The 12,487-nt window shown below is 66.6% G+C and carries 13 protein-coding genes and 1 pseudogene; 7 read left to right on the top strand and 7 right to left on the bottom strand.

Features of this window, described 5'->3' with window-relative positions; all coding sequences use genetic code 11:
- Window positions 1-104: 104 nt before the first annotated feature.
- The 6 genes and pseudogenes from ACWDMM_RS11740 (at window position 105) to ACWDMM_RS11765 (ending at window position 4,679) form a co-directional block, all read left to right on the top strand.
- Window positions 105-1,187, top strand: a complete 1,083-nt coding sequence (locus ACWDMM_RS11740; protein ID WP_357108455.1) for an ABC transporter substrate-binding protein — start codon at window positions 105-107, stop codon at window positions 1,185-1,187.
- Window positions 1,184-2,041 (top strand): ABC transporter ATP-binding protein, encoded by an 858-nt coding sequence (locus ACWDMM_RS11745; RefSeq protein WP_357108452.1) that lies wholly within the window; start codon window positions 1,184-1,186, stop codon window positions 2,039-2,041. Before ACWDMM_RS11740 ends, ACWDMM_RS11745 begins: the two co-directional genes overlap by 4 nt.
- Window positions 2,034-2,924 carry an ABC transporter permease gene (locus ACWDMM_RS11750; protein ID WP_195078562.1) on the top strand — a complete coding sequence of 297 codons (891 nt, stop codon included), beginning with the start codon at window positions 2,034-2,036 and terminating at the stop codon, window positions 2,922-2,924. The genes ACWDMM_RS11745 and ACWDMM_RS11750 overlap by 8 nt, the downstream gene beginning before the upstream one ends.
- 30 nt (window positions 2,925-2,954) lie before the next feature.
- Window positions 2,955-3,311: pseudogene (locus tag ACWDMM_RS11755) on the top strand (TauD/TfdA dioxygenase family protein); the annotation flags it as partial.
- Window positions 3,312-3,385: 74 nt separating this feature from the next.
- Window positions 3,386-3,511, top strand: coding sequence for a PIN domain-containing protein (locus tag ACWDMM_RS11760; RefSeq protein WP_357108448.1), 126 nt, complete (start codon window positions 3,386-3,388; stop codon window positions 3,509-3,511).
- A 175-nt stretch (window positions 3,512-3,686) separates the two neighbouring features.
- Window positions 3,687-4,679, top strand: coding sequence for an LLM class F420-dependent oxidoreductase (locus ACWDMM_RS11765; RefSeq protein ID WP_357108445.1), 993 nt, complete (start codon window positions 3,687-3,689; stop codon window positions 4,677-4,679).
- Between the two features lie 49 nt (window positions 4,680-4,728).
- On the opposite strand, the gene ACWDMM_RS11770 is transcribed toward ACWDMM_RS11765, so the two are convergent.
- The 7 genes from ACWDMM_RS11770 to ACWDMM_RS11800 form a co-directional block, all read right to left on the bottom strand.
- Window positions 4,729-5,865, bottom strand: coding sequence for an epoxide hydrolase family protein (locus ACWDMM_RS11770; protein ID WP_195078559.1), 1,137 nt, complete (start codon window positions 5,863-5,865; stop codon window positions 4,729-4,731).
- 126 nt (window positions 5,866-5,991) lie between these two features.
- Window positions 5,992-6,918, bottom strand: coding sequence for an SAM-dependent methyltransferase (locus tag ACWDMM_RS11775; RefSeq protein WP_323124186.1), 927 nt, complete (start codon window positions 6,916-6,918; stop codon window positions 5,992-5,994).
- Between the two features lie 138 nt (window positions 6,919-7,056).
- Window positions 7,057-7,746 carry an MBL fold metallo-hydrolase gene (locus ACWDMM_RS11780; RefSeq protein WP_195078908.1) on the bottom strand — a complete coding sequence of 230 codons (690 nt, stop codon included), beginning with the start codon at window positions 7,744-7,746 and terminating at the stop codon, window positions 7,057-7,059.
- 118 nt (window positions 7,747-7,864) lie between these two features.
- The gene (nrdE, locus tag ACWDMM_RS11785) at window positions 7,865-9,946 is read right to left on the bottom strand and encodes a class 1b ribonucleoside-diphosphate reductase subunit alpha (protein WP_449937411.1); all 2,082 of its coding nucleotides are present in this window, start codon (window positions 9,944-9,946) and stop codon (window positions 7,865-7,867) included.
- Window positions 9,947-10,008: 62 nt separating this feature from the next.
- On the bottom strand, window positions 10,009-10,470 hold the full coding sequence (nrdI, locus tag ACWDMM_RS11790; protein ID WP_195078557.1) for a class Ib ribonucleoside-diphosphate reductase assembly flavoprotein NrdI: 462 nt from the start codon (window positions 10,468-10,470) through the stop codon (window positions 10,009-10,011).
- 67 nt (window positions 10,471-10,537) lie between these two features.
- A complete protein-coding gene (locus tag ACWDMM_RS11795) occupies window positions 10,538-10,771 on the bottom strand; it encodes a redoxin NrdH (RefSeq protein ID WP_039799742.1) in 234 nt (77 codons plus the stop codon).
- Window positions 10,772-11,153: 382 nt separating this feature from the next.
- A complete protein-coding gene (locus ACWDMM_RS11800; RefSeq protein ID WP_067797830.1) occupies window positions 11,154-11,723 on the bottom strand; it encodes an NAD(P)H-dependent oxidoreductase in 570 nt (189 codons plus the stop codon).
- 142 nt (window positions 11,724-11,865) lie between these two features.
- Between ACWDMM_RS11800 and ACWDMM_RS11805 the strand changes: the two genes are divergently transcribed.
- Window positions 11,866-12,471 (top strand): TetR/AcrR family transcriptional regulator, encoded by a 606-nt coding sequence (locus ACWDMM_RS11805; protein ID WP_195078907.1) that lies wholly within the window; start codon window positions 11,866-11,868, stop codon window positions 12,469-12,471.
- Window positions 12,472-12,487: the final 16 nt, after the last annotated feature.

Here is a 12,487-nt window from a genome sequence, read left to right on the forward strand (position 1 = left end):
CCGAATCCCGCACGGTCGTCCACCGCCGCATCGCTCCCGCTGTGGTGTCTCCGGACGCCGGGCGTCACATCGCACGGCGTCTTCTCGTCTTCGAAAGAACAACAATGCCTTTCCCCCCATCGTCCCGGCGCGTCGCCCGCGCTCTCTCCGCCGCCGTAGCGGTGCTCACCGGCCTGTCCGTGCTCACCGGCTGCGGCGAGTCCGCACCCGCCAAGACCGCCGACGGCAAGACCGTGCTGCGCTATCAGGGCGCCACCGGGCAGGTGAGCCCCGTCGAATTGGCCGACGACCTCGGCTATTTCACGAAGATCAGCTTGCACTGGGAAGGCGACACCACCAGTGGCCCGGCCAATATCCAGGCGGCGGCGACCAACCAGGTCGAATTCGGCAGCGCGTTCAACGGCGCGGTGGTCAAGCTGATCGCGGGAGGCGCGAAGGTTACCTCGGTGCTCAGTTCCTATGGCGCGGACGAGCAATCGTTCACCGGCTACTACGTGCGCGACGATTCCGGCATCACCTCGGCGCGTGATCTGATCGGCAAGAAGGTCGCGCTGAACACCCTCGGCGCGCACCACGAATTCATCACCAGGGAGTGGCTGCATCAGCAGGGCCTCACCGGGGACGAGATCAAGCAGGTGCAGCTGATCGTCGTGCCTCCGGCCAACACCGAGGAGGCGCTGCGCAAGGGACAGGTCGACGTCGCGGCCTTGGGCAGTGTCTTCCGCGACAACGCCCTGCAGCGCGGCGGCATCCACCCCCTCTACACCGACAAGGCCATCTTCGGCACGTTCGACTACGGCACCTACGTCTTCCGCAACGACTACATCGCCAAGAATCCCGAAGCGGTGGAGGACTTCGTGCAGGGCACCGCGCGCGCGATCCGCTGGCTTCAGGTGACACCGCGTGATCAGGTGCGCGAGCGGTTCGTCCAGATCATCGGCAAGCGCGGCCGCAACGAGAACACCAGCTTGGTGCCGTACTGGCACAGCTCAGGCATCCCGGCGCAGGGCGGGGTGGTCGCGGAGAAAGAACTGCAGATCTGGATCGACTGGCTGGTGCGCAACGGCGAACTGCCCAACGGCAAGTTGAAGGCCGCGGATCTGTTCACCAACAAGTTCAACCCCTACGCCAACGGCAAGTACAAGCCGGAGGCGGGACCGACCGGAGAGGTGGTGGCCGCGAAATGACCACAGCGACGAAACTATCGCTCACCGCGGTGGGCAAACAGTTCGCGGTGCGCGGGTCGCAGGAGCGGTTCACCGCGCTGCGGGACATCTCGCTGGAGCTGCGCGAGGGCGAGTTCCTGGTGCTGGTGGGCCCGAGCGGTTCGGGCAAGTCCACGCTACTGGACCTGCTCGGCGGCCTGAGCAAACCGACCTCCGGTGAGATCCTGCTGGACGGCAAGCCGATCACCGGCCCGGGCCTGGATCGCGGCATCGTCTTCCAGCAGTACGCGCTGCTGCCGTGGCGAACGGCCCGCGCCAACATCGAATTCGGGCTGGAAGCCAAGGGGTTGCGCCGCAAGGCGCGCCGCGAACTCGCCGAGCACTACTTGGAGCTGGTCGGGCTGTCCGGCTTCGGCGATCGCTACCCGCACGAACTGTCCGGCGGCATGAAGCAGCGCGTCGCGATCGCGCGCAGTCTGGCGTTCGATCCGGAGGTACTGCTGATGGACGAGCCGTTCGCCGCGCTCGACGCGCAGACGCGGGAGTCTTTGCAGGACGAGCTGTTACGCATCTGGCGGGCCACCGGCAAGACCGTCCTTTTCATCACCCACGGCATCGACGAGGCGGTGTACCTCGGTCAGCGAGTGGCCGTGCTGACCTCGCGGCCCGGCCGGATCAAGGCCATCGTCGACGTCGAGATCGACCGCGGCACCGACGACGACATCCGCTCCTCCCAGCGCTTCCGTGACTACCGCCACGAGATCTGGACGCTGCTGCACAGCGAGGTCCAGCGGGCCGCGAGCCTGGAACTGGAGTCCTTGTCCGCCCACACGGCCGAGATCGAATCCACCACCGAGAGGACGGCCGATGTCTAGTGCCATTCAGCTGAGCGAGCGGCCGGTACGGGGAAGTGCCGCCGCGCCGGCCCGGCCCGGCCCGGTGCGCACGGCCGAGGCAGCGCCCACCGCCACGACGCAGGCCCTCCGGGCGGTGCGCCGATTGGCCTGGCGGGTGTTCAAGCCGACCGTCGTCATCGCCCTGTTCCTACTGCTGTGGCAGCTGGCCCCGACGCTGGGACTGGTGGACGAGGTGTTCCTGCCGCCGTTCTCCGTGGTCGCCCAGGCGTTCGCCGACCTGGTGGCCAGCGGGGAGATGTGGACTCACCTCTCGGCGAGCCTGAGCCGTTCGCTGGCCGGGTACTCGCTCGCGTTGGTTGCCGGTATTCCGGTTGGCATCGCGATCGCCTGGTACAAGCCGGTCGCGGACTTCCTGAACCCGATCCTCGAACTGTTCCGCAACACCGCGGCGCTGGCGTTGCTGCCGGTGTTCCTGCTGATCCTCGGCATCGGCGAGACCTCGAAGGTCGCCATCGTCGTCTACGCGAGCTTCTTCCCGATCCTGCTGAACACCATCACCGGCGTGCGCACCGTCGATCCGCTGCTGGTCAAATCGGCGGCCTCCCTGGGTTTCTCGCCGATCCGGCTGTTCCAGAAGGTGATCCTGCCCGCGGCGCTGCCGTCCATCTTCACCGGTCTGCGGATGGCCGCGGCCAGTTCGATCCTCGTGCTGCTGGCCGCCGAGATGTTCGGGGCCAGGGCCGGGCTCGGCTATCTGATCACCGCCGCGCAGCAGAACTTCGCGATCCCGAACATGTACGCGGGCATCCTCGCGATCTCGCTGCTCGGTCTGGCCTTCAACGGCCTGCTGGTCGCCCTCGAACGCCGCCTGTCACGGTGGCGCGCCCCGGCCGGCTCCTGAGCCGTGGCCGCCCGCGTCGCGCCAGGAAGGCTGATCACCGAGCATCCGGTGGTCCGGGTGCACCCGGTGACCGGCGAGCGGGCGCTGTTCGTGAATCCCGGCTTCACCACCCGGATCGTCGGGCTCACCCCGAACCAGAGCGACGCGGTGTTGAAGCTGCTGTTCGACGAGGTCACCAATCCCGCCTACACGGTCCGCTTCCGCTGGCAGAAGGGCAGCCTCGCGTTCTGGGACAACCGGGTCACCGCGCACCTCGCCCCGAGCGATCTGGACCATCTCGATGTCACCCGGGTGCTGTACCGCACCACCCTCGAGGGCGACATCCCGGTCGGCGTCGACGGCCAGCCGTCGAAGTCCGTGGCCGGAGCAAGGTTCACCGGCGCATAGTCACCGATCGCGCGGAATCGGCCGGGCGCACACGCTCCCGGCCGATTCCGCGCTGTCACCGGATGATCGCCGCCGTGGCGATCGCCGAAGCGCTGCCGCTGTTCACGACGAACCCGGACGAGTTCCGAGGATTGGACTACCTATTGACCGTGGTCGCCGTGACACGCCCCGAAGTGCCGACCGACCGCGTCCCCCGCTGAGCGTCGGGCACGAACGCCTCCTGGCCGGTCGGGCATCATTCGCGGTCGGCGGCGGGCGCGGAATTCGGTGCGCCGAGCGCCGAACGGTTGCCAGACCGCGGTGGACTGGTAACAGTGAGGTACGGAAGCCGCGGCGCTCGCCGCGGCGGTTCGGGTACACACGAAGGAGATATTCGTGCGCTTCGGCATCTTCATCCCGCAGGGCTGGCGGCTCGATCTGGTGGGTATCGACCCCGCCGACCAGTGGAGGGTGATGCGAGACCTCGCCCAGCGCGCCGACGCCAACCCGGCGTGGGAGTCGCTGTGGGTGTACGACCACTTCCACACCGTCCCGGTGCCCACCGAGGAGGCCACGCACGAAGCGTGGACCCTGATGTCGGCGTTCGCCGCGACCACCTCGCGCGTGCGCCTCGGCCAGATGTGTACCGCGATCAGCTACCGCAACCCGGCCTACCTGGCGAAGGTGGCCGCGACGGTCGACCTGATCTCCGGCGGACGCGTCGAGATGGGCATCGGCGGTGGCTGGTACGAACACGAATGGCGCGCCTACGGCTACGGCTTCCCCTCCGCGGGCGAACGGCTGGGCCGCCTCGACGAAGGCGTGCAGATCCTCCGGCAGGCGTGGACCACGGGTTCGGCCACGCTCGACGGCAGGTACTACCAGGTGGACGGCGCCATCGTGCGCCCGCTCCCCTTGCAGCGGAACGGGATCCCGCTGTGGATCGCGGGCGGCGGCGAGAAGAAGACGCTGCGCATCGCGGCCGAGTACGCCCAGTACACCAACTTCAGCGGCAATCCCGACGAGTTCACCCACAAGTCCGAAGTGCTGCGCGCGCACTGCGCCGACGTCGGCACCGACTTCGACGCGATCGTCCGCAGTTCCAACTTCAACGTCGTCATCGGCGCCACCGAGGCCGAAGTCGAGGACCGCATCGCGGCGCTGAAAGCTCGCCTGACCCCCGTCATCGGCCCCGAGGCGACCGAGTCCTACTTCGAGCAGCTGTACAGCAGCGGCGCCACCACCGGCACCCCCGAACAGATCACCGAGAACCTGCTGCGCGTCCGCGACCTCGGCCTCGGCTACGCCATCTTCAACTTCCCCGAATCCGCCTACGACACCTCCGGCATCGAACTCTTCGAACGCGAAGTGCTCCCGGCCCTGAGTTGATCACCTTGGGCAGGGCGCCTTCGGCTCACCTGCCCGGCGCGGCCGGATTTCAGGCCACTTCGGCGAAAAACCGCCGGATGTCGCCGACGAGCAGTTCGGGCGCCTCGTGCGCGGCGAAGTGGCCTGCGGCATCATTCGGACCGCCGATCACCGAGCCCGCATCGTAGGAGTTCCAGCTGACGATGTTGCTGTGGTCACGCTCGGCGAACCGGCGGATCGACTGGAAATCGCCCTTGAACATGGCGAGTGCGGTGGGGGTCGTGGTCGGGCCGGTCGGGCGGTCGGTGCTGTGCGCCTCCTCGTAGTAGTACCGGACCGAGGAGGCCGCAGTGCCGGTCAGCCAGTAGAGGGCGACGTTGCCGATGATGAAATCGGCGTCCAGACTCGCACCGAAAAGCTGCGCGTTCCAACCCAGCAGGCCAATCGGCGAATCGGAGAGCGCGTAGGCCAGCGTCTGCGGCTGCTGGCTGCACAGGATGTTGAAGGCCATCTTGTTGTCCTGGAACCACTTCAGGTGCTCGAGCGCCGCCAGATCCTCCGCCGAGAGGTCGATGAACTCGGCCGGATCGCCGGACGGAAACGAGAACAGCTGGGTCACATGGACACCGACTACCCGGTCCGGCGCGAGGCGGCCGATCTCCGGGGAGACCATCGAGCCGCCGTCGTTGCCGATCGCACCGAAGCGCTGGTAACCGAGCCGATCCATCAGCTCGATCCAGGCCTTGGCGACACGCCGCATGGTCCAGCCGGCGCTGTGCGTCGGGCCGGAGAAGCCCATGCCGGGCAGCGCCGGGATCACCAGGTGGAAGGCGGGATCCTCAGCAGACTCCGGCGCGGTCAGCGACTCGATGACGTCGAGGAACTCGAGCACCGAGCCCGGCCAGCCGTGAGTGAGGACCACCGGCAGCGCGTCCGCGCGAGCTGACCGGATGTGCAGAAAGTAGATGTTCTCCCCCTCTATCTCGGTGGTGAACTGCGGGTAGGCGTTCAGCTTCGCCTCGAGCGCCCGCCAGTCGAAGGTCTCCAGCCAGTACTGCGCCAGGCCGCGCACCCGGTCCTCCTGCACCCCGTAGGAGTCGCCCACGCCGGGCAATTCGCCCGGCCACATGCAGCGGCGCAGACGATCGGCCAGATCGTCGAGCTGGGCCTGCGGGATGTCGACCTGGAAGGGCTCGATGGTGCTCATGGCGATCTCCTCTAGAAACGGAATGCTTCGTTCTGATCCAGAGTATCAGAACGGATCATTCCGTTTCAATTGCCGCAGCCGCACACGCTCGGATCGACATACCCTCGGCCCGACGCGGCCGGCGGATCAACCCAGCTTGCGGCCGACCGCGCTCCAGCAGTTCACTTGCGAGTCGAGCCACGACGGCGACTCGCCCTGCGGTCGCCATTGGTTGGTGACGACGATTCCGGGGTCCAGTAGTTCCAACCCGGTGAAGAACCGGGCGAACTCGTCGCGTGTGCGCGTCTGGGCATAGACACCGCTCTGCCGATACACCTCGAGCGCCTCGGTCATCATCTCGGGTTCGAGGTCGGCGGTGATGTGCGAGACCACCAGGAACGACCCCGGCGCGAGTGCATCCATCAACGTCTCGACGATTCCGTAGGGATCGTCCTCGTCGCTGAGGAAATGCAGCACGGCGACCAAGCTCAGCGCCACGGGACGCTCCAGATCCAGGGTCTCGAGGAGTTCGGACGCGGACAGGATCGCTTTCGGGTCCTTCAGGTCGGCGTCGACGTAGGCGGTGCGCCCCTCCGGGGTGCCGGTGAGCAGGGCGCGGGCATGGGACAACACGATCGGGTCGTTGTCCACGTAGACCACCCGCGCTTCTGGCGTCGGCGCCTGCGCCACCTGGTGCAGGTTCGGTTCGGTGGGAATACCGGTGCCGATGTCGAGGAACTGCGTCACGCCCAGCTCGGTGAGCGCGTTCACCGCGCGGTGCATGAACTGCCGGTTCTGCCGGGCCGCGACCCTGCTGGTGGGAAACGCCGCGATCACTTTCTCGGCCGCGTCCCGATCCACCTGATAGTGATCTTTCCCGCCGAGGACGTAGTCGTATATTCGAGCGCTGCTCGGCACGCTCGCGTCGTGAATCGGCCTGAGCGGCTTCCCGTTGCCGCCGAGATCGGTCATCATCGTTCCCATCACTACCGGATCGCTTCCGGCCCAGCATATTCCAGACGCGAACGACTCACCGCACGTTGACGGCGGCACCCGGTTGTGCCGGTTGCCCACCCGTCGGCTGTACCGCGAACCCGCTGTACCTGTCGACGGGCGCGGGTCGAACCCGGCAGCCGATGTCGGCTGTCGCCCCACAACACCGAAGGCGCCGACACATGGGCACGCGCTTTCACCGCCGTGCCGTGATCAGCGTCAGCGTCCCGGCTGCCGGATCCGCCACGCGCGCAGAGCCTGGTCCCGCAGCACATCACCGTGGCCGACGCAGACGACGTCGACATCAAGTTCGGTCAGCCTGTGGGCAGCCGCGTCGACGGCGGCACTGTCCACATTGAACACACCGGGCATGGTGACCCCACGAACGTTGGCCAAGGTATCACCGGAGAACAGCACCCGGTGACGCGGCAGATGCAACGCCAGACTGCCTTCGGTATGACCGGGGACAGCGATCACTTCAGCGCCGCCGCCGAAGTCGAGTACGTCGCCGCCGCTCAGCTCGCGGTGGACCGGGGCAGGGCGGGGACGTGGCCCCGGTTCCAGCGCGTCGGCGATCGGGCGTTCCCAGTCGCGCAGCACCGGAGCCGGCTGAGGACGTTCGCCGCGCACGACATCGGCGTCGGCATGATGGGCCCAGATCTCGGCTCCCCACTCGGCGAAGTCGGCGGCTGAGCCGATGTGATCGTCGTGGGCATGGGTGAGTATCACCCGCCGCACCTGGCCGGTGCCGAAACCCAGTGCGCGCAGCCCACTTTCGATGTCCGCCGCGCTTCCCGGCAGGCCGCTGTCGATCAGCGTGACCTCGGCGTCATCGTTCCACACGTAGACATTGAGGTCGTTCACCTCGGAAAACCGCAACGCCACCAGCTGCGGCAGGACAGATACCATCTCCACACCGGCGAACCTAGCCAGAACGAGCCCGTCGTGCCTACTCGATCTGCTCTGGGCAGCAGAAGACGGTGACGCTTCCCGCGGCACGGGACGCGTCACCGTCTTCGCTGTCGAACTACAGCATGCAGGAGACGCAACCCTCGACTTCGGTTCCCTCCAGTGCCATCTGGCGCAGCCGGATGTAGTAGAGGGTCTTGATGCCCTTGCGCCAGGCGTAGATCTGAGCGCGGTTGAGATCGCGGGTGGTGGCCGAGTCCTTGAAGAACAGCGTCAGCGACAGGCCCTGATCCACGTGCTGGGTGGCCGCGGCGTAGGTGTCGATGATCTTCTCGTAGCCGATCTCGTAAGCGTCCTCGTAGTACTCGAGGTTGTCGTTGGTCATGTAGGGCGCCGGGTAGTAGACGCGCCCGATCTTGCCTTCCTTGCGGATCTCGATCTTCGACGCCACCGGGTGGATGGAACTGGTGGAGTGATTGATGTAGGAGATCGACCCGGTCGGCGGCACCGCCTGCAGGTTCTGGTTGTAGATCCCGTGCTCCATGACCAAGGCCTTCAGCTCACGCCAGTCGTCCTGGGTCGGGATGTGCACGCCCGCGTCGGCGAACAACTGCCGGACGCGATCGGTCTTCGGCTCCCACACCTGATCGGTGTACTTGTCGAAGTACTCGCCGCTGGCGTACTTCGACTCCGGGAAGCCGCCGAAGTACGTGCCGCGCTCGATCGCGATCCGGTTCGAGGCCCGGAGCGCGTGGTAGACCACGGTGTAGAAGTAGATGTTGGTGAAGTCGATGCCCTCGTCGGACCCGTAGCGTATCCGTTCCCGCGCCAGGTAGCCGTGCAGGTTCATCTGCCCGAGGCCGATGGCGTGCGAAGAGTTGTTGCCCTGCTCGATGGACGGCACCGAGTAGATGTGGGTCTGGTCCGACACCGCCGTCAGCGCCCGGATGGCCACCTCGATGGTCTGCGCGAAATCGGGCGAGTCCATCGTCTTGGCGATGTTCAGCGAGCCGAGGTTGCAGGAGATGTCCTTGCCCACCTTGGCGTAGGACAGGTCGTCGTTGAACTCCGAGGGCGTGGAGACCTGGAGGATCTCCGAGCACAGGTTGGAGTGGGTGATCTTGCCCGCGATCGGGTTGGCCCGGTTCACCGTGTCCTCGAACATGATGTACGGGTAGCCCGACTCGAACTGCAGCTCGGCGATGGTCTGGAAGAACTCGCGCGCCTTGATCTTCGACTTGCGGATGCGCTTGTCGTCGACCATCTCGTAGTACTTCTCGGTGACGTCGATGTCGGCGAACGGCTTGCCGTAGATGCGCTCCACGTCGTAGGGCGAGAACAGGTACATGTCCTCGTTCTTCTTGGCCAGCTCGAAGGTGATGTCCGGGATGACCACGCCCAGCGAGAGCGTCTTGATCCGAATCTTCTCGTCCGCGTTCTCCCGCTTGGTGTCCAGGAACCGGTAGATGTCCGGGTGGTGCGCGTGCAGGTAGACCGCGCCCGCGCCTTGGCGCGCGCCGAGCTGGTTGGCGTAGGAGAACGAGTCCTCGAGCAGCTTCATGATCGGGATGACGCCCGAGCTCTGGTTCTCGATCTTCTTGATCGGCGCACCGTGCTCCCGGATGTTGCTCAGCAACAGGGCGACCCCGCCGCCGCGCTTGGACAGCTGCAGCGCGGAGTTGATCGAGCGCCCGATCGACTCCATGTTGTCCTCGATGCGAAGGAGGAAACATGACACCGGCTCGCCGCGCTGCTTCTTGCCCGAGTTCAGGAAGGTCGGGGTGGCCGGCTGGAAACGGCCGTCGATGATCTCGTCGACCAGCTTGCTCGCCAGCGCCTCGTCACCGGCGGCGAGCGTGAGCGCGACCATGCACACCCGGTCCTCGAACCGCTCCAGGTAACGCTTGCCGTCGAAGGTCTTCAGCGTGTACGAGGTGTAGTACTTGAACGCGCCGAGGAAGGTGGGGAACCGGAACTTCTTGGCGTAGGCCTGCTGGAACAGCTTCTTGATGAACTCGCGGCTGTACTGCTCCAGGACTTCGGCCTCGTAGTAGTTCTCGTCGATCAGGTAGTCCAGCTTCTCGTCCAGGTTGTGGAAGAAGACGGTGTTCTGATTGACGTGCTGCAAGAAGTACTGGTGGGCGGCCTCGCGGTCCTTGTCGAACTGGATCTCCCCGTTCGGACCGTACAGGTTCAGCATCGCGTTGAGGGCGTGGTAGTCGAGGACCTCGCCCGCGTCGCCGCCGCGCACCGGGGGCTGCTCTAAGCGAGCTGTCTTTCCGGCCGGTGCTGTCGTTGCTGTTGCCAAAACAATCCCAATCCCTCTCGGACGCGTTCGACGTCCTCAGCGGTTCCCATGAGTTCGAAGCGGTACAGGTACGGCACCCCGCACTTGCGCGCGATGAGTTCGCCCGCATAGCAGAAGGTGTCGCCGAAGTTCGTGTTGCCCGCCGCGATCACCCCGCGCAGCAACGCGCGGTTGTGCGGATCGTTGAGGAACTTGGCGACCTGCCTGGGCACGAAGTCCTTGTCGGAACGAGCGCCCCCCAGGACGTGCCGACCGCCCCCATAGGTGGGGACGATCAGCACGTACGGACGGTCTACGCGCAGTGAGTCAGCGGTGTGCAGTGGTATGCGAGTCGCCGGGAGACCCAGCTTCTCGACGAAGCGATGCGTGTTCTCCGAAGCGCTGGAGAAGTAGACCAGCGCCGTCGTCTCCGACATGGTGGCCTTCCCTTCCCAGGAGCGCCGCGGCGCTCGTCCCTCGGATGAACCGGATGCGGTGGAAGCGTCAGGCCGCCACGGTCGCGAGCGACTTGATCCGGTCGGGCCGGAAGCCCGACCAGTGATCGTCTCCGGCCACCACGACCGGCGCCTGCAGGTACCCGAGTGCCATGACGTAGTCACGCGCCTCGTCGTTCTCCGAGATGTCGATGACCTCGTAGTCCACCCCGGCCTTGTCGAGGGCCTTGTAGGTGGCGTTGCACTGGACGCAAGCGGGCTTGGTGTACACGGTGACGGTCATTGCTATCCCTCTCTCCTTGTGCCTGATCCACAGCCTGTGATCCGTATGCAATGCACGATCCGACGTATGCTGCGCAAACTCCTGGATCCGGGCCGGAATCCCCTGATCAGCCGCCTGTGCGGAGCGAGGTTCCCGGCCGTCTTCCAGTACCGAAGACACTACACCTAGTGGCCGACAGATTCCTACAACACGACATGTAGCGAGTCACATTGATGAAATTCCACGCGGAGAAGTACCAGCACGCTCGATTCGTCGCCGAACCAAACAGTGGCGCAGATCACTTTTCGGCGCGTCAGCTTACTTTCAGCAAACCGCCGGGACAACGAAGAGGGCCACCGCCGCGCCCCGCGGCGGTGGCCCTCGTTCAGACCGGAGGAGGAGCTTACACCGACGCCAATTCGCCGCGCGTGGCCTCCACCAGATCACGCACCGTGCCGGCCAGTTGGGTCAGCGCCTCGGCGTCGTCGCGCGGATGCGTGGCGGCGAACCGCTCGCCGATGACCCCGAAGTGCAGGTGCGCGGACTCGACCACCCGCGCGCCCGCCACGCCGAGCGCCTTCACCGCGTCGCCGTGCGCCCACTGCGCGGCGTTCGGGCTGATCGACGCGCTCACCACGGCGGCGGGCTTGCCCTTGATGGCGCCGGCGCCGTACGGGCGCGAGGCCCAGTCGATCGCGTTCTTCAGCACCGCCGAGAGCGTGCCGTTGTACTCCGGGGTCACCACCAGCAGGCCGTCGGCCTCGGCGACCGCGTCGCGCAGCGCCTGGGCGGCCGCGGGAACGGAGCCGGGGACGTCGATGTCCTCGTTGTAGAACGGGATGTCGGCGAGCCCTTCGTAGAGGGTGACCTCGACCCCCTCCGGCGCGGTGTGCGCCGCGGCCTCGGCGATCCGCCGGTTGACCGAGGCGGCGCGCAGGCTGCCGACGAGTGCGAGAATGCGGGTCTGGCTCATGACGACTCCTGGTGTACTGATGGGTGGTGTCCGTACGTTCACCACACACTAACCGGACCGTGGTCCGATTACTTCCCGCGGAGTCTGCGTGAGCGCTGTGAACTACCCCACACCGGACGTGTCCCCCGACGGCGCGCCCCGGCTGCTCGACGTCGGCGCGCCGTTGCCCGGCACCGCGGAACCCGCCGAACGCGCCGACGCGGCACGCAACCGCAGGCTCCTGCTGGACGCGGCGCAGCAGCTGGTGCGCGAGCACGGTGTCGACAGCCTCACCATGGACGCCCTGGCCAAACGCGCCGGGGTCGGCAAGGGCACGGTGTTCCGGCGGTTCGGCAGCAGATCCGGCCTGATGCTCGCGCTGCTGGACCACTCGGAGCGGAAGTACCAGGAGGCGTTCATCTTCGGGCCGCCTCCGCTCGGCCCCGGGGCGCCTCCGGTGGAACGGCTGATCGCCTTCGGGCGGGCCAGACTTCTCGACATCGAGGTGGAAGGCGAACTGCACCGCGCCGCCGAACTCGGCGAGGCCGGTGACCGCTATTCCGGTGCGCCCTACGGGTTGCTGCGCGCGCACGTCGCGATGCTGTTGCGGGAGGCCGAGATGCCCGGCGAGGTCGCTCTGGTGGCCGACTGGCTGCTGGCGATGCTGGGCGCGGCGCTGGTCATGCACCAGATGCAGGTGCTCGGCTATACCCGCGAGCAGATCGGGGACAACTGGGAGCGCGTCGTTCGGCGCGTTGTCGCCCGCTGAGTCATCAGTAGACTCG

The organism is Nocardia sp. NPDC003726, from assembly GCF_053586955.1.